General features: G+C 65.8%; 25 protein-coding genes. 15 read left to right on the top strand and 10 right to left on the bottom strand.

Translation table 11 applies throughout. The features are described 5' to 3' along the window. Window positions 1-74: 74 nt before the first annotated feature. Window positions 75-779, bottom strand: a complete 705-nt coding sequence (gene lexA, locus SCD90_RS05200) for a transcriptional repressor LexA (protein ID WP_319843571.1) — start codon at window positions 777-779, stop codon at window positions 75-77. A gap of 174 nt (window positions 780-953) precedes the next feature. Between lexA and SCD90_RS05195 the strand changes: the two genes are divergently transcribed. Continuing rightward, window positions 954-2,714 carry a DUF4153 domain-containing protein gene (locus SCD90_RS05195; protein WP_319843570.1) on the top strand — a complete coding sequence of 587 codons (1,761 nt, stop codon included), beginning with the start codon at window positions 954-956 and terminating at the stop codon, window positions 2,712-2,714. Here the strand turns inward: SCD90_RS05195 and trmFO are convergent. Beyond that, a complete protein-coding gene (trmFO, locus tag SCD90_RS05190) occupies window positions 2,650-4,059 on the bottom strand; it encodes a methylenetetrahydrofolate--tRNA-(uracil(54)-C(5))-methyltransferase (FADH(2)-oxidizing) TrmFO (protein ID WP_319843569.1) in 1,410 nt (469 codons plus the stop codon). The genes SCD90_RS05195 and trmFO overlap by 65 nt on opposite strands. Window positions 4,060-4,133: 74 nt before the next feature. Here trmFO and SCD90_RS05185 point away from each other — a divergent pair, with 74 nt between their 5' ends. Continuing rightward, window positions 4,134-4,562, top strand: a complete 429-nt coding sequence (locus SCD90_RS05185; protein WP_319843568.1) for a diacylglycerol kinase — start codon at window positions 4,134-4,136, stop codon at window positions 4,560-4,562. 16 nt (window positions 4,563-4,578) lie between these two features. Here the strand turns inward: SCD90_RS05185 and SCD90_RS05180 are convergent, their stop codons facing one another. Next, on the bottom strand, window positions 4,579-5,301 hold the full coding sequence (locus tag SCD90_RS05180) for a GntR family transcriptional regulator (protein WP_425265639.1): 723 nt from the start codon (window positions 5,299-5,301) through the stop codon (window positions 4,579-4,581). Window positions 5,302-5,495: 194 nt separating this feature from the next. Between SCD90_RS05180 and SCD90_RS05175 the strand changes: the two genes are divergently transcribed. The 6 genes from SCD90_RS05175 to hydA all read left to right on the top strand — a co-directional run bounded on the left by SCD90_RS05175 (window position 5,496) and on the right by hydA (window position 12,488). Further along, a complete protein-coding gene (locus tag SCD90_RS05175; RefSeq protein WP_319843567.1) occupies window positions 5,496-6,587 on the top strand; it encodes an ABC transporter ATP-binding protein in 1,092 nt (363 codons plus the stop codon). Between the two features lie 28 nt (window positions 6,588-6,615). Beyond that, a complete protein-coding gene (locus SCD90_RS05170) occupies window positions 6,616-7,905 on the top strand; it encodes an ABC transporter substrate-binding protein (protein WP_319843566.1) in 1,290 nt (429 codons plus the stop codon). 79 nt (window positions 7,906-7,984) lie between these two features. Continuing rightward, the gene (locus SCD90_RS05165) at window positions 7,985-8,896 is read left to right on the top strand and encodes an ABC transporter permease (protein WP_319843839.1); all 912 of its coding nucleotides are present in this window, start codon (window positions 7,985-7,987) and stop codon (window positions 8,894-8,896) included. A 1-nt stretch (window position 8,897) separates the two neighbouring features. After that, complete coding sequence (locus SCD90_RS05160) at window positions 8,898-9,725, top strand: ABC transporter permease (protein WP_319843565.1); 828 nt, start codon at window positions 8,898-8,900, stop codon at window positions 9,723-9,725. A gap of 44 nt (window positions 9,726-9,769) precedes the next feature. Beyond that, window positions 9,770-11,017, top strand: coding sequence for a Zn-dependent hydrolase (locus tag SCD90_RS05155; RefSeq protein ID WP_319843564.1), 1,248 nt, complete (start codon window positions 9,770-9,772; stop codon window positions 11,015-11,017). A 13-nt stretch (window positions 11,018-11,030) separates the two neighbouring features. After that, a complete protein-coding gene (gene hydA / locus SCD90_RS05150) occupies window positions 11,031-12,488 on the top strand; it encodes a dihydropyrimidinase (RefSeq protein ID WP_319843563.1) in 1,458 nt (485 codons plus the stop codon). Here the strand turns inward: hydA and SCD90_RS05145 are convergent. Together SCD90_RS05145 and SCD90_RS05140 are read right to left on the bottom strand one after the other, a co-directional pair. Beyond that, window positions 12,485-13,033, bottom strand: coding sequence for a DUF1003 domain-containing protein (locus SCD90_RS05145; protein ID WP_319843562.1), 549 nt, complete (start codon window positions 13,031-13,033; stop codon window positions 12,485-12,487). The two genes, hydA and SCD90_RS05145, sit on opposite strands and share 4 nt — an antisense overlap. 91 nt (window positions 13,034-13,124) lie before the next feature. Beyond that, window positions 13,125-14,243: an inositol-3-phosphate synthase gene (locus SCD90_RS05140; protein ID WP_319843561.1), complete on the bottom strand. Its 1,119-nt coding sequence runs from the start codon at window positions 14,241-14,243 to the stop codon at window positions 13,125-13,127. A gap of 326 nt (window positions 14,244-14,569) precedes the next feature. Between SCD90_RS05140 and SCD90_RS05135 the strand changes: the two genes are divergently transcribed. From SCD90_RS05135 to SCD90_RS05105, 7 genes are read left to right on the top strand one after another with little or no spacing between them, the layout of a single operon-like run. After that, window positions 14,570-15,592, top strand: a complete 1,023-nt coding sequence (locus SCD90_RS05135; RefSeq protein ID WP_319843560.1) for a UDP-glucuronic acid decarboxylase family protein — start codon at window positions 14,570-14,572, stop codon at window positions 15,590-15,592. A gap of 12 nt (window positions 15,593-15,604) precedes the next feature. Beyond that, entirely contained in the window at window positions 15,605-16,711 is a 1,107-nt protein-coding gene (locus tag SCD90_RS05130) for an NAD-dependent epimerase/dehydratase family protein (protein WP_319843559.1), read from the top strand. Continuing rightward, complete coding sequence (locus SCD90_RS05125; RefSeq protein WP_319843558.1) at window positions 16,708-17,778, top strand: NAD-dependent epimerase/dehydratase family protein; 1,071 nt, start codon at window positions 16,708-16,710, stop codon at window positions 17,776-17,778. Before SCD90_RS05130 ends, SCD90_RS05125 begins: the two co-directional genes overlap by 4 nt. 25 nt (window positions 17,779-17,803) lie before the next feature. Then, window positions 17,804-18,928 (top strand): glycosyltransferase family 4 protein, encoded by a 1,125-nt coding sequence (locus tag SCD90_RS05120; RefSeq protein ID WP_319843557.1) that lies wholly within the window; start codon window positions 17,804-17,806, stop codon window positions 18,926-18,928. Between the two features lie 3 nt (window positions 18,929-18,931). Then, complete coding sequence (locus SCD90_RS05115; protein WP_319843556.1) at window positions 18,932-20,053, top strand: CgeB family protein; 1,122 nt, start codon at window positions 18,932-18,934, stop codon at window positions 20,051-20,053. After that, entirely contained in the window at window positions 20,053-21,147 is a 1,095-nt protein-coding gene (locus SCD90_RS05110) for a CgeB family protein (protein WP_319843555.1), read from the top strand. Before SCD90_RS05115 ends, SCD90_RS05110 begins: the two co-directional genes overlap by 1 nt. Further along, a complete protein-coding gene (locus SCD90_RS05105; protein WP_319843554.1) occupies window positions 21,144-22,226 on the top strand; it encodes a CgeB family protein in 1,083 nt (360 codons plus the stop codon). Before SCD90_RS05110 ends, SCD90_RS05105 begins: the two co-directional genes overlap by 4 nt. 3 nt (window positions 22,227-22,229) lie before the next feature. Here SCD90_RS05105 and SCD90_RS05100 read toward each other — a convergent pair whose 3' ends face one another. The 5 genes from SCD90_RS05100 to SCD90_RS05080 all read right to left on the bottom strand — a co-directional run bounded on the left by SCD90_RS05100 (window position 22,230) and on the right by SCD90_RS05080 (window position 25,164). Continuing rightward, window positions 22,230-22,817 carry a formyltransferase family protein gene (locus tag SCD90_RS05100; RefSeq protein ID WP_319843553.1) on the bottom strand — a complete coding sequence of 196 codons (588 nt, stop codon included), beginning with the start codon at window positions 22,815-22,817 and terminating at the stop codon, window positions 22,230-22,232. 71 nt (window positions 22,818-22,888) lie between these two features. Beyond that, window positions 22,889-23,251: a hypothetical protein gene (locus SCD90_RS05095; RefSeq protein ID WP_319843552.1), complete on the bottom strand. Its 363-nt coding sequence runs from the start codon at window positions 23,249-23,251 to the stop codon at window positions 22,889-22,891. Between the two features lie 54 nt (window positions 23,252-23,305). Beyond that, complete coding sequence (locus SCD90_RS05090; RefSeq protein ID WP_319843551.1) at window positions 23,306-23,809, bottom strand: YciE/YciF ferroxidase family protein; 504 nt, start codon at window positions 23,807-23,809, stop codon at window positions 23,306-23,308. Between the two features lie 79 nt (window positions 23,810-23,888). After that, window positions 23,889-24,830 carry an NAD(P)H-dependent oxidoreductase gene (locus tag SCD90_RS05085; RefSeq protein WP_319843550.1) on the bottom strand — a complete coding sequence of 314 codons (942 nt, stop codon included), beginning with the start codon at window positions 24,828-24,830 and terminating at the stop codon, window positions 23,889-23,891. A gap of 58 nt (window positions 24,831-24,888) precedes the next feature. Further along, entirely contained in the window at window positions 24,889-25,164 is a 276-nt protein-coding gene (locus SCD90_RS05080; protein WP_319843549.1) for a hypothetical protein, read from the bottom strand. Window positions 25,165-25,183 lie beyond the last annotated feature (19 nt).

Here is a 25,183-nt window from a genome sequence, read left to right as displayed (position 1 = left end):
AAGCACGAAAACGGGGAGGTCCGGACAGGACCTCCCCGCATCATTTTCAGCCGTGCTCCGCTGGGCCGAACGCCTCAGTAGCGGCGGATCAGCCCCACCAGCTTGCCCTGCACGCGCACCCGGTCGGGTCCGAAAATGCGGGTTTCGTAGGCTGGGTTGGCGGCTTCGAGAGCGATGGACGCCCCGCGCTTGCGGAGCCTCTTCAGCGTGGCTTCTTCGTCATCCACCAGCGCGACCACGATGTCGCCGGTTGCGGCCGTGTCGGCCTTGCGGATGACGACCACGTCGCCCTCAAGGATGCCGGCCTCGATCATCGAGTCGCCGCGCACCTCGAGCGCAAAGTGCTCGCCGCCCGTCAGCATTTCCGGTGGAACTGCGATGGTGTGGCTGCGGGTCTGGATGGCTTCGATGGGCACGCCGGCCGCGATCCGGCCCATGACGGGCACGAACGCCGAATGGCCGCGCTCCTCGTCATCATCGGCCGCACGCGGGCGCGCCTTGCCGAGATTGCCTTCGATGACGCTTGGCTGGAACTTCCCGGTCGGCCGCATGGGCGGGGCCACCGTCTCGGGCAGCTTCAGCACTTCCAGCGCGCGAGCCCGGTTCGGGAGACGGCGGATGAAGCCACGTTCCTCAAGCGCAGTGATGAGGCGATGGATGCCCGACTTGGAACGGAGGTTAAGTGCCTCCTTCATCTCGTCAAACGAGGGCGGGACACCCGATTCCTTCAGGCGCTCATGAATGTAGCGCAGAAGCTCGTGCTGCTTTCGCGTGAGCATGGGCACCTCGGCGGATGAATCAAAACAAATCAGGAACAAAAAGGTAGCTGTTCCTTATGTGTTCCGCAACGGTTAACATCCGGTTGCTTTCCCGCAAACTGGAACGATACGGCTAGGTTCTCGACCTTTCAGGGGCGTGCTCGCATCCTGAAGGGGCCGAACGGGGAGGATGCGATGCGGCAAGACGGATCGGGGTTTCTGTCGCGGATAAAGGCTCTGCCATTCGCGCAGGCCGATCTCCAGCGCGCGGTGACGCGCTTTCCCGTAGCGGTAGCCGCATCCGTCATCGTCACCGCCATGGCGATCGCCGAAATCCATGACCGTCTCGATCACACCATGGCGGAGATGGTCGGCATCGGCTGCCTTGTCGCCTTTGCCGCGTCGGTGGCGGCAGGCGTGATGTCGGAAGCTCACGGCCTTGGACGTGGGCGTGCGCTTCTACAACTTCTTGCCGCGACGACGGGCGCGATCTCGGCCGTGTTCCACGAGTCGCACTGGTTCAGTCCAGAGGCCGCCGGAGTGGCCGCGATCGCGCTCGCGGCGACGGGTTCGCTGTCGCTTCTGCGCGACGAGGAACGGCGGAGCTGGGTCTTCAACCTCTCGGCCCTGTCCGGCCTCGCCTTCGCCGGGCTGAGCACGCTCGTGATCATGATCGGGCTGGCGGCGATCCTCTACAGCATCCGGTACCTGTTCGGCATCACGGTGACGGACACCGTGATGCAATATGTGTGGGCGCTTGGCTTCGCCCTCGTTCTGCCGCTCCTGTGGCTTTCGCTGCTGGGGAACAGGCAGTCTCCGGAAGCGCCGGACGGGCTCATTCGAAGAGCCGTGGCGGCGCTGGGCATCATCCTCGCCGTTCTGGCCGCGATCTATGCGGTGGTGCTGCACCTTTACGCAGCCAAGATCGCGCTCACCATGGATGTGCCGCGCAACCAGGTTGGCTGGATCGTCTCGGCCTTTCTGTTCATTGGCAATCTTGGCCTGCTGGCGAGCTACCGGCCCGATGGAGATGTCGCCCCGGCGGTTCGCTGGATCCGGCGGCTGTGGTTCCCGATGACCGCCGTACCCGTGGCCTTGCTGGCGCTGGCGACGTGGCAGCGCATCGGGGCCTATGGGGTGACGCCGGAGCGGCATGTGCTGGCCCTGATCACGGCGGCGGCCGTGATGCTGCTTGCGTGCTTCGTTGTGCTCCGCGAGCGCTTCGACATTCGCCTTGTTCCCGGCGTCGTGCTGCTGCTTGCCGTTGCGACCATGGTGGGTCCGTTGACCTTCAAGAAGACCACCATCCGAAGTCAGTCGGCCCGCCTCGATGTGCTTCTGGACCGGTGGGCGCAGCGGAGCGGCGGCGCGGTGACCGGCGTGAGGGACGATGCGCCGGAGGCGGCACGGCAGGACATTGCGAGTGCCGCAGGCGTGCTTCTCGGGCTCGGCGCGCTGGATACTGTCCGCCAGTCGACCGGACGGGTGTTCGCCAACGCGGATGAAGCCCGCGCCCTGCTGCGGACCCTCTGGCTGATGCCGGCCGCAACGGTGCATGCATCGCCAAAAGCTTCAGCAGGTGGCACCCGGACCCCGTTCGGGCTTGCTCTTGGGCCGTTCAGTCTCGGCAAGGAGAGCGTTCAGCCGGAGCCGTTCGAAGGTTGGCTGAGCCTGCAGGACAGCCGCGTGACGCTCGCCTCCACGCCGCCGCTGGTCTTCGATCTCAAGTGGCTGGCCGACGGTGTGCGCGATGGATCTTTCGTGGATGTGCCAATCAGCGTCACGTCCGTCGACGGCGCATCCGCCTTGATCCTGAACCACATCACGGCCGAGGGCCGGGAGGCGCTGGAGATCACGTCGGTGGCCGGCGTTCTCCTGCTCGGAGACGGTGTTACTCCGCCGCCTGCGCTGTCCCGCCCATCCACTCCGCCAAGGCCGCCTTCGCCCGCCCGCTGATCGCGCGCTTCTTCGCCGCCGACTTGGCCGGGCCACGGACGCGCTCTCCATCGGGGCCTTTCAGCGGACCGTCGTAGGGCGGGAACAGGCCGAAGTTCACGTTCATGGGCTGGAAGCTGCGCTTGGTGTTCTCGTCGCCATCCACCTCGATGTGGCCGCCGGTGATGTGGCCGAGCAGGGCGCCCAATGCGGTGAGTTCCGGCGGCACGGCGGGTGCTTGCCCCAGGCGCTCCGCTGCGGCGAAGCGGCCGGCGAGGAGGCCGATGCTGGCGCTCTCGACATAACCCTCGCAGCCGGTGATCTGGCCAGCGAAGCGCAGGCGCGGCTGCGCCTTCAGCCGAAGGGTGCGGTCCAGCACGCGCGGCGAGTCGAGATAGGTGTTGCGGTGCAGGCCGCCGAGGCGCGCGAACTCGGCCTTTTCGAGGCCGGGGATCATGCGGAAGGTTTCGGCCTGCACGCCGTGGCGCAGCTTGGTCTGGAAGCCCACCATGTTGAACAGGGTGCCGAGCGCATTGTCCTGCCGCAACTGCACGACGGCGTAGGACTTCACGGTCGGATCCCGCGGATTGGTGAGGCCCATGGGCTTCATCGGGCCGTGGCGCAGGGTCTCAGGTCCGCGCTCCGCCATGACCTCGATGGGCAGGCAGCCGTCGAAATAGGGGGTCGAGGCTTCCCAGTCCTTGAAGTCGATCTTCTCGCCCGCGACCAGCGCCCGCACGAAGGCTTCGTACTGCTCGCGGTCCATGGGGCAGTTGATGTAGTCCGCGCCCGTTCCGCCCGGTCCGGCCTTGTCGTAGCGCGACTGGAACCAGCAGACATCCATGTCGATGCTGTCGAAGTGGACGATGGGGGCGATGGCGTCGAAGAAGGCTAGCGCATCGCGTCCGGTGAGTTCCCGCACAGCTTCGGCCAGAGCGGGCGAGGTGAGGGGCCCCGTGGCGACGATGACGTTGTCCCAGTCCTCGGGTGGGAGGCCAGACACCTCCTCGCGCTCGATCATGATGAGGGGATGCGCTTCGAGCGCCGCCGTGACTGCCGCCGAGAAGGCGTCGCGGTCCACCGCGAGCGCGCCGCCGGCCGGCACCTGATGGGCGTCGGCCTCGCGCATGATCAGCGAGCCGAGCTGGCGCATCTCATAGTGCAGCAGGCCAACGGCGTTTCCCTCGCTGTCGTCCGAGCGGAAGGAGTTGGAGCAGACCAGCTCGGCCAGCCCGTCCGTCTTGTGCGCGTCGGTGCCTCGCACGGGGCGCATCTCGTGCAGCACAACCGGCACTCCGGCATTCGCCACCTGCCACGCCGCTTCGGAACCGGCGAGCCCGCCGCCAATGATGTGAACCTGTTTCATGGCGCGGAAGCTATGCGACAGAACCGTCACGTTCAATCGCTAGGCTCGATCCTTCGGAGAGGATGGACGCTTCCATGACAGACCCGCAGCCGGCCCATTCCTACGCCCAGCAGTCGCACGGTCCGGCACGTCTCTATCACGCCACGCTCAACACCTTGCGCGGACTGCGCTTTGCGGCGCGCACCGAGGCTGCGCTGCGTGAGGAACTGATGGCGCTGGTGGTGGCCATTCCGCTCGGCTTTTTCATCGCGCCCGACATCGCCTGGTATGTGGCGATGATCGGAGCCTTGCTGGTGGTCCTTGCCGTGGAACTGCTGAACACGGCGGTCGAGAAGCTGGCGGACCATGTGACGCCGGACTTCCACCCGAAGATCGGCGTGGTGAAGGATGTCGGCTCGGCGGCGGTGTTCTGCACGCTGTCCCTCGCGGGGCTTATCTGGGGCGCGGCGGCCATCGAGCGGTTCGGGCTGATCGACCGGGCGTGGGCTGCGCTCGGGGCCTGAACAGGGCCGAACAGGCTTACAGCTTGAGCAGGCTGCCCACACTTTCCGTGGCTGCGCGGCGCGAGAGATCGAGATCGCGGCGGATGTGGTCCAGATGCTGGACCATCAACTGTGAAGCCCGTGATGCATCCCGGGCTTCGAGAGCCGCCACCAGTTCGCGATGCTCGGCCAGGCCGCAGCTGGATGAGCCGCTGGCGCCGTACAGCGCGATGATGAGCGAGGAGCGCGCCACCAGTTCGCCCAGAAAGCGGGCGAGGATCGCGTTTTCGGATATCTCGGCGATCTGCAGGTGCAGTTCTCCGGAGAGCCGGATGGCCGTCCGGCGTTCACCCGCCCGCATGGCCTCCTCTTCCTCGTCCAGGTGAGCCTGCAGGATGCGTGCGTGCGCGGCCGTGCAACGGGCGGCGGCGAGCGCGGCAAGCTCAGCCTCGGCAAGGCGCCGGCAGGCGAACACCTGGTCGGCTTCCTCGGCGCTGGGGCTGGCGACGAAGGCTCCCCTGTGCCGCTCAAGCGTGACCAGCCCTGAGAAGGACAGTGCCTGCAACGCGGCACGCACCAGTGTGCGGCTGACCCCGAACGACGCACCGATCTCGTCCTCCGTCAGCTTGGTGCCAGGCGGAAGACGATGATCCATGATGGCTGCCTGGATCGCATCGCGAACGACGCTGCTGCGGTCCCGCGGTGCCGGCGGCGGCAGGGTGTCACCGGGGGGATCGTCCATCTGGTGAAGCGGCTTCATGGCCACGATCATCCCATTCGCGGCCCTGAACGTCACGACGCATTCGTATACAACTTTGGGTGCTTCTGTATGCGATCTGGCGCGATATTAGGCAGCTGTCGAGAGGCGCGCACCGCCCGCAGCCGCCTCAACGTTGCGCTTGGCTCTTGGCACGGGGATTGCGATGATCCGTTCGAAGGCAGGGGAGCATCAGCGTGGAGCCAGCCCAGATCGAACTGATCGGTGTCACCAAGAGATATGCGGGTGGCGCGGCCGCGGTCGATGATGTCAGCCTGAAGATCCCTGCAGGCACCTATTGCTGCCTGCTCGGACCGTCGGGCTGCGGAAAATCCACCACGCTCCGGATGATCGCCGGGCACGAGACGATCACCGAAGGCGATATTCGTCTTGGAACCACGGTCGTGACCGATCTGCCGCCCGCGGCGCGCGGCACCGCCATGATGTTCCAGAGCTATGCGCTGTTCCCGCATCTCGACACCACGGACAATGTGGCCTTCAGCCTCAAGATGAAGGGCATGGACAAGGCGGCGCGGCGCGCCCGCGCCATGGAGATGCTCAAGCTGGTCCACATGGAGCATCTGGCCGAGCGGCGGCCGGCCCAGCTTTCCGGCGGACAGCAGCAGCGCGTGGCACTGGCCCGCGCGCTGATCACCGATCCGCAGGTGCTGCTGCTGGACGAGCCGCTCTCCGCGCTCGACCCCTTCCTCAAGATCAAGGTGCGGCAGGAGCTCAAGCGGCTTCAGCTGCAGCTCGGCATCTCGTTCATCCACGTGACGCACAGCCAGGAGGAGGCCATGGCTCTGGCCGATCTCGTGGTGGTCATGAACGGCGGGCGCATCGAGCAGGCGGCGACGCCCCGCGAAGTTTTCAACCGGCCGGAAACGGCGTTCGTGGCCCGTTTCATGGGCGACCACAACGTGCTCAAGGGACGGGTGACGCAGGCGGGCGACGATGCCATCCGCTTCGAGCTACCGGACGGGCTGTCCTTCACCGCACCCGCCTCGGGCGCCGAGGTCGGTCAACCCATCGAGATCGCGGTGCGCAATGATCGCGTGCGGATCGGACGGGAGCCGGTTACCGGCTGCAGCCTGACGGGGCTGGTGCAGAACATCGAATATCACGGCCAGAAGGTGCAGGTGGCGCTGAGCGCACCCGGCGTCGACGAGTTCGCGCTGCAGCTTCCCGAGACCGACTTCTTCTCGGCACCGCTTCACGTGGGAGATGCGGTGCCCCTGACCTGGGCGCCGGAAGACGTCCACGTCCTGAAACCGTCTGCCACGGCCTGAACACGCGCATCAACGGGGAGCAAACAGGATGAGCAACAAGGACAAGGGCACCAGCGGCATCAGCCGGCGCACCGTGCTGAAGGGCGCTGCCGCAGCGGCGGGCCTCGCCGCCGGATCGGGCGTGGTCACAGGCTTCCCAACTGTTTGGGCGCAGAACCCGATCACGCTGCGCCAGGTCGGCACCGGCGTGTCGAACATCAACGCCATCGCGGAGAAGTGCAAAGCCGATCTCGGCATCACGCTGCAGATGACGGCTCTGGATTCCGACGCCGCCGCGCAGCGCACCGTGACGCAGCCCAACAGCTATGACATCGCCGATGTCGAGTACTGGATCTGCAAGAAGATCTTCCCGTCGGGCAAGCTGCAGCCGATGGACGTGTCGAAGATCAAGTATTTCGACAAGATCGTCCCGCTCTTCGTGAACGGCAAGCTGACGCCGGAATCCACCATCGCGCAGGGCACGGCGCCGCACACCGTGACCTTCGTCGAAGGCAAGGATTCCACGAAGTTCGCGAAGGAACAGACCAACTGGATGACGATGGTTCCGACCATCTACAACGCCGATACCCTGGGCATCCGCCCCGATCTCGTCGGCCGCGACATCACCAGCTGGGCCGACATCATGGACCCGAAGTTCAAGGGCAAGACCGCCATCCTGAACATCCCGTCCATCGGCATCATGGATGCGGCCATGATCATGGAGGCCATGGGCGAGATCAAATACGGCGACAAGGGCAACATGACGAAGGAGGAGATCGACAAGACGATCGCCTTCCTCATCAAGGCCAAGAAGGACGGGCAGTTCCGTGCCTTCTGGAAGAGCTTCGACGAGAGCGTGAACCTGATGTCCTCCGGCGAGGTGGTCATCCAGTCCATGTGGTCGCCGGCCGTGACCGCGGTGAAGGCAAAGGGCATTCCCTGCGTCTACCAGCCGCTGAAGGAAGGCTACCGCGCCTGGGGCGGCGGCATCGGTCTCGCCAGCCACCTCAAGGGTGCGCAGCTCGACGCGGCCTATGAGTACATCAACTGGTACCTGTCGGGTTGGGTCGGCGCCTATCTGGGCCGCCAGGGCTATTACTCGGCCTGCGTCGAGACCGCCAAGGAGCATATGACGCCCGCCGAGTGGGCGTTCTGGATGGAAGGCAAGCCCGCGGCCGAGGACATCAAGTCCCCCGATGGCCAGCTCATCGAGAAGGCCGGTGCGGTGCGCGATGGCGGCTCCTTCAGCGAGCGCATGGGCAAGGTCGCCTGCTGGAACTCCGTGATGGACGAGGACCGCCACATGGTCCGCAAGTGGAACGAGTTCATCGCCGCCTGACGATCTTTCCGGGCCGCGGTTCACGCCGCGGCCCGGACCTGCATGAACGAGCAAGGGGGCAGGGGTGACCGATCAGGCGATGGACTATGCGCCGGGCGTGGCGCGGGCCGACACGCTGAAGAGCAAGCCTGCGCGCAAGCGCAGCGCCGGCCATCTGGCGTCCTATTTTCAGGCCGCGCCGCTCGCCATCGTGCTCGGAATTTTCCTGGTGCTCCCCATCCTCACCATCATCATGGTGAGCTTCTGGGACTACGACTCCATCCAGATCATCCCGGACTTCATCACCCTGAACTACGAGGAGACGCTCGGCTCCTGGGTGACGTGGACAATCTATCTCAACACGCTGAAGTACACGGCCATCGTCTGGGCGCTGACGCTCGTGATCGGCTTCTGGGTGGCGTATTTCCTGGCATTCCATGTGCGTACGCCCACCATGCAGATGGTGCTGTTCCTGATCTGCACCGTGCCGTTCCTCACATCGAACATCATCCGCATGATCTCGTGGATTCCGTTCCTCGGGCGCAACGGGCTGATCAACCAGACGCTCATGAACCTCGGCATCACCAGTCACCCACTGGAGTTCCTGCTGTTCTCCGACTTCGCCGTCGTGCTGGCGATGGTGCACCTCTACACGCTGTTCATGGTGACGCCGGTCTTCAACACGCTGATGCGCATCGACCGCTCCCTGCTGGAGGCGGCGCGCGATGCGGGCGCCAGCTCGCTGCAGATCCTCACCAACATCATCATCCCGCTGGCGAAGCCCGGCATCGCCATCGGCTCCATCTTCGTGGTGACGCTCGTTATGGGCGACTTCATCACCGTGCGCTTCATGTCCGGCGGGCAGTCGGCCTCGGTGGGCCTGATGATGGCGAACCAGATTTCCGTGCTGCAATACCCGGCTGCGGCCGCCAATGCGGTGGTGCTGCTGGCCGTGGTGCTCTTGATGGTGGCGGGCATCCTGCGCGTCGTGAACATCCGCAAGGAGCTTTGAGATGGATCGCGAACGCCGCGGGCTTGGCTTCTATGTGCTGGCCGCCTTCTTCACGCTGTTCGTGCTGTTCCTCTACGGCCCGCTGACGACGATTTTCATCCTGTCGTTTCAGGGGCCGAGCGGCGGCCTGACCTTCCCGATGAACGGCTTCTCGCTGCACTGGTTCAGGAATTTGCTGGAGACGCAGGCGGTCGGCGACTTCGGCGGCTCGTTCACGCGGTCTTTCCTGCTCGGCCTGATGGTGATGATCACCACCGTCGTGGTGTCGCTGCTGGCCGGCATGGCCTTCCGCCGCCCGTTCTGGGGAGCGACGCCGCTGTTCTATACGGCCATCGCCAGCCTCATCGTGCCGTCCATCCTCGTCAGCCTCGGCATCGGCCTGCTGTTCCAGGTCCTTGGGCTGGAGCCGGTCTGGTACTCCTCGGCGTTCGGCGCGCACCTGACATGGACGCTGCCCTTCGGCCTGTTGATCATGTTCGCGGTCTTCAACCGCTTCAACCCGGCCTATGAGGAGGCGGCGCGCGACCTTGGCGCCACCTCATGGCAGACCTTCCGGCATGTCGTGCTGCCGCTGATCCTGCCCAGCCTGATCGGCGTGGGCCTGTTCGGCTTCACCTTGTCATATGACGAGTTCGCGCGGACGCTGATGGCAGCGGGATCGTTCAACACGCTGCCGCTCGAGATCTACGGCATGACCACCAATGTGACGACGCCGGTGCTCTACGCGCTCGGCACCGTGACGACCTTGTTTTCGGTGGGGATCATTCTCATCGCCCTGGCTGCGATCTTTGTGTCGCAAAAGGCGGCACGCAAGCGCATCGCGGGCTGATGCCGAAGGCGGTCTTCAGTTCTCAGGGATCGAGCGGAGTGCAGATGGCGGAGGGTGACAACCGGCGCGTGGATGGGGCGCGGCTGTGGCAAAGCCTGATGGACATGGCGAGGATCGGTCCCGGTGTGCGCGGCGGCAACAACCGGCAGGCATTAACCGACGAGGACCGCGAAGGCCGGCTGCTGTTCGCCGAATGGTGCCGGAATGCCGGGCTCGCCATGACGGTGGACACGATGGGCAACATGTTCGCCCGACGCGAAGGGACCAAACCCGGTCTGCCGCCCGTGGTCGTCGGAAGCCATCTCGACACGCAGCCGACCGGCGGGAAATTCGACGGAGTGCTGGGCGTGCTCGGCGGGCTTGAAGTCGTCCGCACCATGAACGACCTCGGCATCCGCACGAGGCATCCAGTCGAGGTGGTGAACTGGACCAACGAGGAGGGAAGCCGCTTCGCGCCCGCAATGGTGGCCTCAGGCGTGTTCGCGGGCGTGCTGAACGCCCAATGGGCGAAGTCGCGCACCGATGCCGATGGCCGCTCTCTGGGCGCGGAACTGGCCCGCATCGGCTTCGAGGGCGAGGAGGTCTGCGGGCGGCATCCGGTCCATGCTTATTTCGAACTGCATATCGAGCAGGGCCCGATCCTGGAGGATCAGGGGGTCGATATCGGCGTCGTCACCCACGGGCAGGGGCTGCGCTGGGTGCAGGTCACGTTGACCGGACGCGACGCGCACACCGGCTCCACCCCTATGCGAAAACGGGTCGATGCGGGGCTCGGGGCAGCGCGCATCGTGGACCGCGTCAACGACATCGCCTGGCGCTATCCGCCTCATGCCGTCGGTGCCGTGGGCATGCTGAACCACCACCCCAACTCCCGCAACATCATCGCCGGCAAAGCCGTGTTCACCGTCGATTTCCGGCATCCCGACCGCGCGGTGATCGAGGCGATGGTCGCAGCGCTGGAGATCGAGGGCCGCAAGATCGCAGCGGATCTCGGCCTTGAGATCGCGTTCGAGAACGTGGGGGCCTTCGATCCCGTGACGTTCGACGAGGGCTGCGTAGACACCGTGCGCGAGGCGGCACGGACGCTGAATCTCTCGTACCGAGACATCGTATCCGGCGCCGGGCACGATGCCTGCTGGGTGGCCGGCGTGGCACCCACCGCGATGATCATGTGCCCCTGCGTGGACGGGCTCAGCCACAACGAGGATGAGACCATCACGCCGCAATGGGCCGCTGCGGGAACCAATGTGCTGCTGCACGCCGTCCTGCGCACGGCAGGCGTGGAAAGCTGAAGAGGAAAGAGCGATGACGCGTACACTGATCCGTGGAGGCACGATCGTGGCCGCCGATCACAGCTACGGGGCCGACATCCTGATCGATGGCGGGCGCATCCTGGCCATCGGCGATCATCTGGCCGGCGACGAGGTCATCGACGCGGCCGGCTGCCTGGTCATGCCGGGCGGCATCGACCCCCACACCCATCTCGAGATGCCCTTCATGGGCACGCAGACGCACGAGGACTTCGACACCGGTACGGCGGCGGCCTTGTCGGGCGGAACCACCATGGTGGTGGACTTCGTGCTGCCAGCCCCCGACGCCTCGATGCTGGATGCGCTGCAGCAATGGTTCCATAAAGCCGGCAAGGCGCGGACCGACTACTCCTTCCACGTGGCGGTGACCGGTTGGAACGAGCGGATCTTCGACGAGATGGCGGAGGTGGTGGCCCAGGGCATCAACACCTTCAAGCACTTCATGGCCTACAAGGGCGCGCTGATGGTCAACGATGACGAGATGATCGCATCGTTCCAGCGCTGTGCCGAGCTTGGCGCCATGCCGCTGGTCCACGCGGAGAACGGCGACATCATCGCCCACCTGCAGCAGAAGCTGATGGCGCAGGGCAAAACCGGCCCCGAGAGCCACGCCTTCTCGCGTCCTCCGGAAGTGGAGGGCGAGGCCGTGAACCGCGCCATCATGATCGCCGACCAGGCCGGCGTGCCGCTCTACGTGGTGCATGTCTCCTGCGAGGAGGCACACGAGGCGATCCGTCGCGCCCGCCAGAAGGGCATGCGCGTCTACGGCGAGCCGCTCGTCCAGCACCTGGTGCTGGACGAAAGCGAATACAGCCATCCGGATTGGGATCATGCCGCGCGCCGGGTGATGTCACCGCCGTTCCGCGACAGGCGGCATCAGGACGGGCTCTGGGCGGGCCTTGCCGCAGGCAGCCTTCAGGTGGTTGCGACCGATCATTGCGCCTTCACGACCGAGCAGAAGCGCATGGGCGTCGCGGACTTCACGCGCATCCCCAACGGGACCGGCGGGCTGGAAGACCGGCTGCCGGTGCTTTGGACATACGGCGTCCGCACCGGGCGCATCACGATGAACGAGTTCGTCGCGATGACGTCCACCAACATTGCGCGCATCCTGAACATCTATCCTCGCAAGGGCGCCATCCTGCCGGGTTCAGACGCGGACCTGGTGATCTGGGATCCGCTCGCCACCAAGACCATCAGCGCGGCCGCACAGTTCTCGGCCATCGACTACAACGTCTTCGAAGGGGTCGAGGTCACCGGCCTTCCGCGCATCACCCTGTCGCGCGGTCGCGTGGCCTACCGGGATGGCAAGGTGCTGGCCGAGCCCGGGCACGGCAGGTTTGTGGAACGGCCGGCCAACGGCGCCGTCAGCCGAGCCCTTTCGCAATGGAAGGACCTGACCGCTCCGCGCGCCGTGAACCGCCGGGCCGAGAACATCCCGGCGGGCGTCTAGCCTTCCTGAAGAGTGGACGCCTCCTCGGGCGGTTGCTCGATTTCCTCCAGCACCTTCTCCGGCGCCACGTAGTTCCGGAGCTCCTGCAGGGAGGGGTCGTTCGCTTCCTCGACCCCGAGATGCTTCGCGATGGCGATGGTCAGGCTCAGCGCGCGGGTGATCTCGTACTCTGCGAGCAGGCTCGTCTGGAGGTCGAGCTCGGCCCGGCGCTCAGCCATCGCGGCCGCCCGGTTCTGGCTGATCAGCACGAAGGTCGAGAGAAAGATCGCTTCGACGGATGCGAACGTCGCAAGAATGACGAAGGTGGGATCGAACACCGGAACGCCGGGGACGATGCCCAGGTTTATCGCGATCCAGAGCCCCACAAGAACCAGGTGAATGTAGACGAAGGCCATGCTGCCGGTGAAGCGCGTTATGCTTTCCGCCAGACGCTCCTGAAGGCTGGCGTTCCGCTGGTCCTCGTTCTGCTTGTCGCGCAGAGCCCCGATATTGCGGGTGAGAACGGAGTTTATGTCACCGTTCTCGCCGTCGGGGATCCGGCTCATTCCAATGGGTAGTTTCTTCATCCGGTGCATTGCCCCGCCATTTTGCGTGCATCAACGCACGAGACCGGCAATGGACGCATGGCGTACGAAATCAGGCGCCGGCGATGAACGCCTCGGTCGCGTCCCGCGCCTCGTTGTCGGTGACCTGAACGGGCGGAGACTTCATGAAGTAGCTCGATGGGCCGGCCAGGACACCGCCCACCCCGCGGTCCAGACCCAGCTTGGCGCAACGCACGGCATCGATGACCACGCCGGCGGAATTGGGCGAGTCCCATACCTCCAGCTTCAGTTCCACGCTCAGCGGCACGTCGCCGAAGCTTGTTCCTTCGAGCCGGATGAACGCGAATTTGCGGTCGGTGAGCCATGGTACGAAATCGCTCGGTCCGACGTGGGCGTCGTCGTTGGACAGTTCGTGGTCGATCTGGCTGGTGACGGCGCGGGTCTTGGACAGCTTCTTCGATTCCAGCCGCTCGCGCTCCAGCATGTTGCGGAAGTCCAGATTGCCGCCGACGTTCAACTGGTAGGTGTGGTCGAGCCGCACGCCACGCTCGCGGAACAGGTTGGCCAGAGCGCGGTGGACGATGGTGGCGCCAACCTGGCTCTTGATGTCGTCGCCGATGATGGGAAGGCCCTTCTCCTCGAAGCGGCGCACCCATTCCGGCTGCGAGGCGATGAAGACGGGGATGCAGTTGACGAACGCGCAGCCGGCGGCAAGCGCCTGCTCGGCGTAGTATTCGGTGGCTTTCTGCGAGCCGACGGGCAGGTAGGACACCAGAACGTCGGCGCCCGTTTCCCGCAAAATGGCACCAACATCGGCTGGCGGTTCGTCGGATTCCGCGATGACTTCCTTCACATACGAGCCGAGGCCGTCGAGCGTCGGTCCGCGATGCACGGTTACTCCGAGCTTGTCCACATCGGCAAAGCGGATCGTATTGTTCGGCTTCGTACCAATGGCGTCCGCGAGGTCCTGTCCGACCTTTTCGGCATTCACGTCGAAGGCCGCGACGAACCGGATATCGCCGACATGATAACCGCCGAGCCGCACATTCATCAGGCCGGGCACGCGCTCATTGTCCGACGCGTCACGGTAGAACTGCACGCCCTGCACGAGCGAAGAGGCGCAATTTCCCACCCCGACAAGGGCTACCCTGACTTCACCGCCGGTACGGCGCGGCTGCTGCCCGTCTAGGGCCTGCCCGTTCATCGACATGGATCCTCCTGAGACGCCCGGCGATTCACCAGGCCAGACGCGGGTTGGCACCGCTTGTAGACAACAAGAACATGACATGACCAGACTGAGCCGGTGCAACGCGAGGCTGCGCGATTCCGCAGAAAGCCTGTCCTGCCAGAGGTGCGGGAACAAAGAAGAAGATGAAGAAGTTTGACCAGTTGGCGAATGTCCGACCGAGGTAGGGCGCCGCCAACAAGCTGGACAGTGTCGGGCGCAGTCCTTGCGCCGCAACACTTAACGCTGGACCGTCAACCCGGCGCAGGACCGTCTCTGATTTTCCCGCCAGTATCCGAGGAATACACCCGATGTCCGTAACGAACCTTCCGGTTGCGGCCCAGAAGACCGTCCTAGTGGCGGGCGGCGCCGGTTTCATCGGCTCGCATCTTTGCGAGACCCTGCTGGAGGCCGGACATCGAGTTCTGTGCGTCGATAACCTCCAGACCGGTTCGGAAGACAATCTTCGTCCGCTCGAACGTGACAGCCGCTTCAGGTTCATCGAGCAGGACATCTGCACGCCGCTGCATCCCAAGCTGAAGGTCGACCAGATCTACAATCTGGCCTGCGCGGCATCGCCTCCGGCCTATCAGGCCGACCCCATCCACACGATGATGACCAGCGTGGTGGGCACGAAGAACCTGCTCGATCATGCGGCGGCCTTCGGCGCCAGCTTCGTGCAGGCCTCCACCAGCGAGGTTTATGGCGACCCCGAGCAGCACCCGCAGCGCGAGGCCTATCTCGGCAACGTCAATTGCACCGGGCCGCGCGCCTGCTACGACGAGGGCAAGCGCGCAGCCGAGGCGCTGTGCTTCGACTTCTCCCGCCTCGGCCGGGCCGACATCCGCGTCGCGCGCATCTTCAACACCTATGGCCCGCGCATGCAGCCGGACGACGGCCGCATCGTCTCCAACTTCCTGATCCAGGCGCTCTCCGGCGATCCGATCACTGTCTACGGCTCCGGCGAGCAGACCCGGTCGTTCTGCTACGTGTCGGATCTGGTGCGTGGCCTCGTGCGCCTGATGAACGTGGAAAATGCACCGGCGACACCGGTCAATCTCGGCAATCCCGAGGAGTACAAGGTCAACGAGTTCGCACAGCTGATCGCCGAGCTTGTCGGCAGCAAGCCGCGGATCGTGCACGAGCCGCTGCCGCAGGACGATCCACAGCGCCGCCGCCCCGACATCTCCCTGGCGAAGACCGTGCTGGGCTGGGCGCCCGAAGTGCCGCTCTCGGAGGGACTTCCGCCGACCGCCGAGTGGTTTGCCCAATGTCTTGATGCCAAGACGCCGCGACTCATGCAGAAAGAAGCCCGCACTCAGGCGACCGGCTAAGGAGCGGGACTTATGGCGCGATATCTTGTCACCGGCGGTGCCGGCTTCATCGGCCGCCATCTGTGCCGGCAATTGCTGGACGAGGGTCATGAGATCCGGGTGGTCGACAGCCTCGTCGAGCAGGTCCATGGGGGACAGCCGCGCGCGGACGTTCTCCAGCATGTCGAATTCATCCAGGGCGACCTGCGGAACCGCGATGTCGCGGCGCGCGCCGTGGACGGCGTGGACGCGGTCTACCATCTCGCCGCCGAGGTCGGCGTCGGGCAGAGCATGTACGAGATCGAGCGCTATGTCGGCGGCAACGATCTAGCGACGGCCAACCTGCTGCAGGAACTGATCGCGAAGCCCGTCGAGCGCATTGTGGTGGCATCCTCCATGAGCGTGTACGGCGAGGGGCTGTATGTGACGCCGCACGGCACCCGCGTGGAAAACGCGGTGCGCACCGGCGATCAGGTGAAATCCCGCACCTGGGATCCTGTCGGCCCGAATGGCGAGCCGCTGACGCCCATCGCCACGGACGAGACGAAGCAAATCTCGCTGTCCTCGATCTACGCGCTGACCAAGTTCGTGCAGGAGCAGGAGGTGCTGATCACCGCCCGCGCCTATGGCATGGGCGCCGTGGCGCTGCGCCTGTTCAACGTGTTCGGCCCGGGGCAGGCGCTGTCCAACCCCTACACCGGCGTGCTCGCCATCTTCGCGTCGCGGCTGCTGAACCACGAGCGTCCGATGATCTTCGAGGACGGCAAGCAGATGCGCGACTTCGTCCATGTCGACGACGTGGCGCGCGCCTTCCAGCTGGCCATGAACACGCCCGAGGCCAATGGCGAGACCATGAACATCGGCGCCGGCGAGCCGCACACGGTGCAGCAGGTCGGGCAATTGCTGGCCGGCGCCATGGGTCGCGAGATCGAGCCGGAGATCCTGAACGAGGCACGCTCCGGCGATATCCGGCACTGCTTCGGCGATCTCTCCAAGGCCGAGCGCGTGCTGGGCTTCAAGCCGCAATACAAGCTTTCCGACAAGCTGGGCGAACTGGCCGAGTGGGTGGCCCGCCAGCAGGCGACGGACCGTGCCCGCGATGCGCGCAAGGAGCTTGAGGCCCGGGGACTGGTGGTATGAGCGCTGGCCCGGTTCTGATCACGGGCGGTGCGGGTTTCGTCGGCTCCAATCTGGCCGACAGCCTGCTGCGCGACGGCCATGAAGTCATCATCTACGACGCGCTGGCGCGCCGGGGTGTCGAGACGAACCTGCAATGGCTGAAGGACCGCTACGGCAACCGCGTCACGGCCCGCATCGAGGACATCCGCAACAAGCAGGCGCTCGATGATGCGGTGCGCGAAGCCAGCGCCGTGGTGCATCTGGCGGCCCAGGTGGCGGTGACGACGAGCCTTGAATCGCCCGAGGACGATTTCACGATCAACGGGCAGGGCACGCTGAACCTGCTGGAATCGGTGCGCCGCCATGGCGGCCAGACGCCGGTGATCTTCGCCAGCACGAACAAGGTCTACGGCCATCTCGACAACGTGGAGATGGTGCCGCAGGACGACCGCCACATCCCGGCCGACGAGGAGATCCGCGCCTACGGCATTTCCGAGAAGCAGCCGCTGGACTTCGCGACGCCCTATGGCTGCTCCAAGGGCGTGGCCGACCAGTATGTGCTGGACTACACGCGCACCTTTGGCCTGCGCACGGCCGTGCTGCGCATGAGCTGCATTTATGGTCCGCGCCAGTTCGGCACCGAGGACCAGGGCTGGGTGGCGCACTTCCTAATTCGCGCGCTCGGCGGCGAGCCTATCACCATCTATGGCGATGGCCGGCAGGTGAGGGACGTGCTGCACGTCTCCGACGCCGTCGCGGCCTACCGCACGCTATTGTCGGACATCGACCGCCTGAAGGGGCAGGTGTTCAATCTCGGGGGCGGGGCCGACAACGCCGTGAGCCTGCGGCTGATGCTGGCCGAGATCGAACGCATCACTGGCAAGCCGCTCAATGTCAGCTATTCCGATTGGCGCGCCGGGGACCAGCTGTTCTTCGTGGCCGACACCCGCCGCCTGCAGGGCGAGACCGGCTGGACCGCCCGCACCGGCTGGCGGGAGGGCCTGCGCGATCTGGCGCGCTGGATCGAAGAGCACAGCGACATCATCGGCATCGTGCGCCAGGCAAATCTGCTGAAGCAGCCAGCATGATGCGTCTCGTGGCATGCGCCTCGTGATGACGCCCACGCCTCGCCGGGTGATGATGACGGTGGATGCCGTCGGCGGCGTGTGGCGCTACGCCGTCGATCTCTGCCGCAGTCTCTCGGAGCGCGGTGTGGAGACGGTGCTGGTGGTCATGGGGCCGCCGCCGTCCCCCGACCTTGAGGCGGAAGTCCGCACCATCGGCGGAGTGCAACTCGTCGTGCTCGGCGGAAGCCTCGACTGGATGGCCGACGCGGGAGAGGCTGACATAGCCACGATCCCGCCGAGGCTGGCGGCTTTGGCTGCTGAACTCGACGTCGATCTCCTCCACCTCAACCTGCCGACGCAGGCCGTCGACATTCCCACGGACAAGCCCGTGGTGGTCGCGGCGCATTCCTGCCTCGCGACCTGGTGGAACATGGTGCGCGGCGACGAGCCGTTTCCTCAAGCTTGGCGCTGGCATCTGGCGGCCACCCGTGCCGGGCTTCAGCGTGCCGATGCGGTGATCGCGCCAAGCCGTGCCCATGCCTCCGGCATCCGTGCCGCGTATGGGCACATCGATTACCTGCACACCGTGCACAACGCGTCTGCCGGCATCGCCGACACTGGGGCTCCTTCGCCAGCCGCTTTCGCCCTTGCCGCCGGGCGCTGGTGGGACGACGCAAAGAACCTCGCCACGCTCGACGAGGCCGCAGGGCTTTGCCGCTGGCCGATCCGCATTGCCGGAGCACTGAACGGCCCGGGCGGAGAACGTCGCGAGGCAACGCACGCCCAGCCCGTGGGACATCTTTCGCGGCCGGACATGGCCCGGCTCGTGCGCTCGGCGCCGATCTTCGTGTCCCCGGCGCTTTACGAGCCCTTCGGGCTGGCCGTGCTGGAAGCTGCACTGGGCGGCTCCGCGCTTGTGCTATCGGACATCGCGAGCTTCCGCGAATTGTGGAGCGACGCCGCCGTCTTCGTTCCGGCGCGGGACGCGGCCGCACTTGCGGCGGCGATCGACCGGCTCGCAGATGATCCGGACGAGCGTCAGCGCCTCGGCCACGCCGCCCATGATCGGGCGCAGCGCTACAACCTCTCGGCACAGGCCGACGCCACGCTCGCGGTATATGCCGAAGCAGTGCAGCGCGTTCCGGCTCCCGTTCAACTCCAGACGGCCTGATCCATGCGCCTTGTCCTCTACACCCATTCGCTCGTCTCCGACTGGAACCACGGCAACGCCCACTTCCTGCGCGGCGTGCTGCGCGAGTTGCAAGCGCGCGGCCACGAGACGCTCGCGATGGAACCCGCCGATGGCTGGAGCCGCGCCAACCTGATCGAGCAGAACGGACCCGTGGCGCTGGACTGGTTCGCGAAGAGCTTTCCGGAGCTGACGTCGCAGACCTATGGGGCGGGGTTCGATCACGGAGCTGCACTGGACGGCGCGGATGTGGTGCTGGTCCATGAATGGACCGATCCGGCGCTGATTGCCGATCTTGGCCGGATGCGCCGCGATGGCGCGAAGTTCACGCTGCTGTTCCACGACACGCATCATCGTGCCGTTTCCGAGGAGCACGAGATCGGCGGGCTGGACCTCGACGGATATGACGGCGTGCTTGCTTTCGGCGAGGTGCTGCGCGAGCTCTATCTGCGCCGTGGCTGGGGTCGCCGGGTCTTCACCTGGCACGAGGCCGCCGACGTCAGGCTGTTCCATCCCCGCCCGGAGATCGAGCCGGAGCGCGATCTCGTTTGGATCGGCAATTGGGGCGACGGGGAACGCAGTGAGGAACTGCGCGATTTCCTGATCGAACCCGTCAAGCGGCTCGGGCTCTCCGGCACGGTACACGGCGTGCGCTACCCGCATGACGCGTTGGCCGCGCTGGCGGATGCCGGCATCGACTATCGCGGCTGGGTGGCCAGCGCCTCGGTGCCGGAGGTCTATGCCCGCCACCGCATGACGGTGCATGTGCCGCGCCGGCCCTATACGCAGTCGCTTCCCGGCATTCCCACCATCCGCATGTTCGAGGCACTGGCCTGCGGCATCCCGCTGATCTCGGCCCCATGGTCGGACAGCGAGGGGCTGTTTCGTGCGGGCGAGGACTTCCTGTTCGTCCGCGATGGCGGCGAGATGGAAAGCGCCATGAAGCGCGTGATCGCGGAGCCGGATTTTGCCGCAGCCCTTGCTGCCAGCGGACTGGAAACCGTTCTCGCGCGGCACACCTGTGCCCACCGAGTGGATGAACTGCTGGCTGTTCTCGACAGCATCGGGAACGCGCCCGCCCGCAACGACCGCATGGAAACCGCCTGATGCGCATCGCCTTCTACGGATCGAGCCTGCTGTCCTCCTACTGGAACGGGGCGGCCACTTATTACCGCGGCCTGCTGAAGCAGATGGCGCTGCTCGGCCACGATGTCACGTTCTACGAGCCGGACGCTTATGACCGGCAGAAGAACCGCGACATGGACCCGCCGGACTGGTGCCGCGTGGTGGTCTACGACGCAACCGAGGAAGCCCTTGCGCGGGTCACGGCGGAAGCCGCCGACTACGACGTGGTGGTGAAAGCCAGCGGCGTGGGCGTGTTCGACAACGAACTGCTGGTGCAGACCATGGCCGCTGCCCGGTCTGACGCCATCCGCATCTACTGGGACGTGGATGCGCCTGCCACGCTTGCCGAGATCCAGCCCGACGCCGCGCATCCGCTGCGCGTGACGCTGCCTTCGCTCGATGCGGTGTGCACCTATGGCGGCGGGCAGCCGGTCATCGACGCCTATACCGCGCTCGGCGCGCGGGCGGTGCACCCGATCTACAACGGCCTCGATCCCGAGACGCATCATCCGGTACCGGCAGACAGCCGCTTCTCGGTGGATCTCGCGTTCCTGGGCAACCGGCTTCCAGACCGCGAGAAGCGGGTGGAGGACTTCTTCCTCGACGCCGCCGCCCGCATCCCGGAAAAGTCGTTCCTGCTCGGCGGCTCGGGCTGGGGCGACAAGCACATGCCCGACAATGTCCGCTATATCGGCCATGTCGGCACGGGCGACCACAACGCCTTCAACTGCTCGCCGATGGCGGTGCTGAACATCAACCGCGACAGCATGGCCGCGACCGGCTTCTCGCCTCCGACCCGCGTCTTCGAGGCCACCGGCGCGGGTGCCTGCCTGATCTGCGATGCCTGGACGGGGCTCGAGATGTTCCTGGAGCCGGACACCGAGGTGCTGGTTGCGCGCGATGGCCGGGATGTCGGTGAGATCATGTCGGGTCTGACGCGCGAACGCGCTGATGAGATCGGCAAAGCCGCGCTCTCTCGCGTCCTGCGTGACCACACCTATGCCAGCCGCGCGCAGGAGGTGCACCGGCTGCTGCGCGCGATGCGCGACGCCAAGGCGGAGCCGACGCCGGCATGACGACGCGGCCGCTCCGCATCGTCATTCTGGGCCTGTCCATCACCTCCGCCTGGGGCAACGGGCACGCCACGACCTATCGCGCGCTGGTGCGGGGGCTCCACGCGCTGGGCCACGACGTGCTGTTCCTCGAACGCGACGTGCCCTGGTACTCCGCGCATCGCGACCTGCCGGAACCGGATTTCTGCCGGCTGGCGCTCTACGCCGATCTGGCTGAACTGCACTCGCGCTGGGCAGAGGCTATCCGCGATGCGGATGCGGTCATCGTCGGTTCATACGTGCCTGAAGGCGTGGCCGTTGCGGAATATGTGTTCCGCACCGCGCGCGGCGTCACCGCGTTCTATGACATCGACACGCCGGTGACGCTTGCGAAGCTCGCGCGCGGCGATTTCGAATATGTCAGCCCGCAGGTCATCCCCTGCTTCAGCGTGTACCTGTCCTTCACTGGCGGGCCGACACTGCAGCGACTGGAACAGGAATATGGAGCACAGCGGGCCGAGGCGCTTTACTGCGCCGTCGACGAGGCCCGCTACGCACCGACCGGCTATGAGCCGCACTGGGATCTCGGCTATCTCGGCACCTACAGCGATGACCGTCAGCCCGGTCTCGAGCGGCTGCTGATCGAACCCGCGCGGCGGATGCCGGACCGGCGCTTCGTGGTCGCCGGGCCGCAATACCCCGCCAGCATCGAGTGGCCGGCGAATGTGGAGCGCATCGAGCACCTGCCGCCGGAGCAGCACGCCGCCTTCTATGGACGGCAGCGCTTTACGCTGAACATCACGCGGCAGGACATGATCGCCGCGGGATGGTCGCCCAGCGTGCGCATCTTCGAGGCAGGCGCCTGCGGCACGCCGATCATCAGTGATTATTGGGAGGGGCTTACCGAGCTCCTGCCGGAGCCGGAAGCCATCTTCATCGCGGGTAGCAGCGAGGATGTGGTCCGCATGCTGGAGGAAACCGGCGAAGCGGAGAGGCAGGAGATGGCGGGCGTGGCACGGGGCATCATCCTGGAAGGCCACACAGGAACGGCGCGGGCGGGGCAACTGGCGGGTATCCTCGCCAGTTGCATGGCCGACGCCTGACGCTCAGGCGCTCTCTGCTTCCTTGATGCGGGGGGCGAGCGTCACGAATCGCTCGTCCTGCGGTTCGGCACGGCAGGTGCCGGTTTGCGCAATTTCGTCGATCACCTGTGCAAGCAGGCGCAGGCCCATCGGGCCGAGCTCGCGCCGCCACAGGCTGCCGGCATCCTCACCGGGCAGCACGAAGCACCAATCCTGCGCGGCGATGCCGCCGGCATCCATCTCGTCCGTGAGGTGATAGACGCTGCCGCCAGCAACGGCGTCGCCCGCCTTCACTGTCCATTCCACCGACGCGATCCCGCGCCAACGCGGAAGGAGCGACGGGTGGTAGCCGATGGAGATCGGCGCCTTGTCGAGCGGGATGAAGGCATGGGAGTAGGCGGCGACCACGACGTCGAACTCGCCGGGCAGGTGGTCATGCGTCACGCGTCGCTTGCCGGTGTGAAGGGACAGCGGCGCGCCGAGCTCCACCGCCGTCTGGGCGAGGCGGTCCTCCGCGTCCGGCGCCACGACATGGAAGTCGTAGCCGCGGGCGTGGACGATCTTCAGCATCTCCGCGCCGAACCAGCGCGACCCGATCAGGGCAATTCTCATGACGGCTCCGGCCTAACGCCTGCCAGTGGCAGGGAAGGGCCTCTATACGCGAAGCCGTCTGGTCCGCAAGTCTAGCCGCGCTTCTCAGCCGTCCATTTGCCCGAGCAACCGCCGTCCGGCGCCCGCCAGGTGCCGCGTCCGTTCTTGCCGCTGAGGCGCCCGCTGCCCGATGCAGCCTGGTTGCCCTTGCTCACGGTGACCTGTGCGGAACCGTTGGACTGCACGCGACCGGAGACGTTGAATTTGTTCTGGCCGTTATAGCTGACCACCCCGTTGCTGATCTTCACGGGATAGCGGTAGGCGCGATCGCAGCTACCTTGCTCGGTCACGATGAGCACGCTCCATTCGCCGTCGTAAGTCGCGGCTTGGGCGGGCAGAACGGCGCCCGACATCACGAAGGTTGAGAGGCCCAGAGCGGCGATGGCGTATTTCATGGATTGACCGTCCGTCGAAGAGAAAGGCCCGCCATGATGGCGGGCCTTCTTGGTTCAGGCAGCTTTGGCGTTGAGGCGCTGTTCCGCAAGTGCGGTCAGGCCCTTGTCCGTCTTGTACTCCTCGTCGAGGTTCTGCTCGAACGCCGGTACGAGGTCGTTGCGGCCCAGCTGCTTCGCCCAGGCGATCAGCGTGCCGTAGCGGGTGATCTCGTAGTGCTCGACAGCCTGCGCAGATGCGAGCAGGGCGGCGTCGAGCACCTCGGGGTCAGCGACATTGCCGGCTACGTGCTTGGCTTCCTTGAGGATGCCGTCGATGGCCTCGCAATCCACGCCCTTGGCGGGCTTGCCATAGGCCGCGAACACCGTGTCCAGGCGCTTGATCTGGTTGGAGGTCTCGCGAAGGTGGGTCTCGAACTTCTGCTTCAGCTCGGGATTGGTGGCCTTCTCGATCATGGTCGGAAGGTTCTTCTCGATCTGCTGCTCGGCGTAATAGATGTCCTCCAGCTGGTGGAGAAACAGGTCGTCGAGCGTCTTGATGTCTTTCGAGAACAGTCCCATTGGGGAAACTCCTTGCTGTGACCGTCCGGATGGCGGTGCTGCCGGGTGAACGTCCGGTCGCTGTGCCTGTTCCCGGCGTTCAGACATTCGTGGTCGATTTGGCCGAGGCGACCGCCTCCTTCATGCCGGGCAGCGCCCCCTTGGCGCGAACATGGCGCACGAAGCCGTCCACCCAGCTGTCGAACTGCTCCAGCCCCGGCTCGCGGTCGCGCACGATGTCGTCCGCCTGATCATCGGCATAGAGCTTGCCGACGCCAAAGCTGGTGCTCTGCCAAAGGGCATCCGGCACTTCGATGCCGGAATAGCGGCATTGCCACACCAGGCTCTTATAGGCGTCGCGCGTGTCGCAATCCTGCGGCTCGTCCGCCGGGTCGAACCAGTCCTTGCGCTTGAGATTCCTCGGCCTTCCATCCTCGCCGATATCCGCACCGCCCTTGTCGCCGTAGGAGAAGAAAGCGGCGGTGCGGCCCTCGAGATGGTTGCGGTTCAGCTCCGGCCATTGAGGCGAGCGCTCCAGCGCCTGGGCCAACAGCGTGGATTTCTTGTCGATGAGGTCCGGCCGCGGATTGCCGCCGTTCATGCAGACCAGGCGGTCGAACAGCAGCTTGAAATTGGTGCTGGGGCCGTACCACCAGATCGGGCCGATAAACGCCCAGGCGTCGGCGCGGGCGAGCCGACCGTAGAGGTCCAGATCCCACAGAAGATCGGGCTGGGTGTCGCTGTTCGGCCCGTAGCAATTGCAGGGCCAGACGCACAGCGCCATGGAGGAGGAGACGCAGCCATTGCAGCCCTGGATCTTGGGCTTGCCATGCTCGTTCGAGATGTCCTCCAGATCCACCTGCCAGCCCGCCGGCAGCTGTGCGGCCATGCGCCTCAGAAGATAGCGGGCCTTCGAATCGAGGCCCGGGCATCCGTTCACCCGCCGCGCGGAGCCGGCGATCACGAGGACCTGCAGCGGGCGTTCTTCGCGTGTGTGGGGATGATCTATGGCCGCGTCGGCCGCGCTTTTGGTGTCCAGCATCTCAACTCCGTTCAAGAAGTGAAACGCCCAGATGGCCGGGAAGATGCAGCGGCCGTTTTTATTCGCCCTCGGCCTGCTTCAGCAGGTGCGCGCACATCTTCAACGCGGACGGCGTGTGGGTGACCTGGATGCGCAGCGACTGGCCCGGCCGGCAGGCGCGCCAGAGATCGAGCGCCGCATCCACGTTGCCGGCCAAGGCCGCCTGGCACAGGGCCAGGCTTTCAGTTTCGTCCGGACCGAAACCAAGGGCTCTCGCGAGACGGCGATCGTCTCCCGCCCGTGGCTTGCCCGACCAGATGCGGGAGTGCAGGGGCTCGATACTGATGGTGCTCATGGATGGGGGACCTGGGAGG

The sequence above is a fragment of the Terrihabitans rhizophilus genome, from assembly GCF_033898525.1.
Classification (GTDB): Bacteria; Pseudomonadota; Alphaproteobacteria; order Rhizobiales; family Methylopilaceae; genus Flaviflagellibacter; species Flaviflagellibacter rhizophilus.
The sequence above is the reverse complement of the archived record's forward strand: the minus strand, read 5'-3'. Positions and strand labels throughout refer to the sequence as shown.

Coding starts and splice junctions, on each gene's coding strand:
- lexA (WP_319843571.1), bottom strand. CDS start 779: ATGCTCACGCGAAAGCAGCACGAGCTTCTGCGCTACATTCATGAGCGC.
- SCD90_RS05195 (WP_319843570.1), top strand. CDS start 954: ATGCGGCAAGACGGATCGGGGTTTCTGTCGCGGATAAAGGCTCTGCCA.
- trmFO (WP_319843569.1), bottom strand. CDS start 4,059: ATGAAACAGGTTCACATCATTGGCGGCGGGCTCGCCGGTTCCGAAGCG.
- SCD90_RS05185 (WP_319843568.1), top strand. CDS start 4,134: ATGACAGACCCGCAGCCGGCCCATTCCTACGCCCAGCAGTCGCACGGT.
- SCD90_RS05180 (WP_425265639.1), bottom strand. CDS start 5,301: ATGAAGCCGCTTCACCAGATGGACGATCCCCCCGGTGACACCCTGCCG.
- SCD90_RS05170 (WP_319843566.1), top strand. CDS start 6,616: ATGAGCAACAAGGACAAGGGCACCAGCGGCATCAGCCGGCGCACCGTG.
- SCD90_RS05165 (WP_319843839.1), top strand. CDS start 7,985: ATGGACTATGCGCCGGGCGTGGCGCGGGCCGACACGCTGAAGAGCAAG.
- SCD90_RS05160 (WP_319843565.1), top strand. CDS start 8,898: ATGGATCGCGAACGCCGCGGGCTTGGCTTCTATGTGCTGGCCGCCTTC.
- SCD90_RS05155 (WP_319843564.1), top strand. CDS start 9,770: ATGGCGGAGGGTGACAACCGGCGCGTGGATGGGGCGCGGCTGTGGCAA.
- hydA (WP_319843563.1), top strand. CDS start 11,031: ATGACGCGTACACTGATCCGTGGAGGCACGATCGTGGCCGCCGATCAC.
- SCD90_RS05145 (WP_319843562.1), bottom strand. CDS start 13,033: ATGAGCCGGATCCCCGACGGCGAGAACGGTGACATAAACTCCGTTCTC.
- SCD90_RS05140 (WP_319843561.1), bottom strand. CDS start 14,243: ATGTCGATGAACGGGCAGGCCCTAGACGGGCAGCAGCCGCGCCGTACC.
- SCD90_RS05135 (WP_319843560.1), top strand. CDS start 14,570: ATGTCCGTAACGAACCTTCCGGTTGCGGCCCAGAAGACCGTCCTAGTG.
- SCD90_RS05130 (WP_319843559.1), top strand. CDS start 15,605: ATGGCGCGATATCTTGTCACCGGCGGTGCCGGCTTCATCGGCCGCCAT.
- SCD90_RS05125 (WP_319843558.1), top strand. CDS start 16,708: ATGAGCGCTGGCCCGGTTCTGATCACGGGCGGTGCGGGTTTCGTCGGC.
- SCD90_RS05120 (WP_319843557.1), top strand. CDS start 17,804: ATGACGCCCACGCCTCGCCGGGTGATGATGACGGTGGATGCCGTCGGC.
- SCD90_RS05115 (WP_319843556.1), top strand. CDS start 18,932: ATGCGCCTTGTCCTCTACACCCATTCGCTCGTCTCCGACTGGAACCAC.
- SCD90_RS05110 (WP_319843555.1), top strand. CDS start 20,053: ATGCGCATCGCCTTCTACGGATCGAGCCTGCTGTCCTCCTACTGGAAC.
- SCD90_RS05105 (WP_319843554.1), top strand. CDS start 21,144: ATGACGACGCGGCCGCTCCGCATCGTCATTCTGGGCCTGTCCATCACC.
- SCD90_RS05100 (WP_319843553.1), bottom strand. CDS start 22,817: ATGAGAATTGCCCTGATCGGGTCGCGCTGGTTCGGCGCGGAGATGCTG.
- SCD90_RS05095 (WP_319843552.1), bottom strand. CDS start 23,251: ATGAAATACGCCATCGCCGCTCTGGGCCTCTCAACCTTCGTGATGTCG.
- SCD90_RS05090 (WP_319843551.1), bottom strand. CDS start 23,809: ATGGGACTGTTCTCGAAAGACATCAAGACGCTCGACGACCTGTTTCTC.
- SCD90_RS05085 (WP_319843550.1), bottom strand. CDS start 24,830: ATGCTGGACACCAAAAGCGCGGCCGACGCGGCCATAGATCATCCCCAC.
- SCD90_RS05080 (WP_319843549.1), bottom strand. CDS start 25,164: ATGAGCACCATCAGTATCGAGCCCCTGCACTCCCGCATCTGGTCGGGC.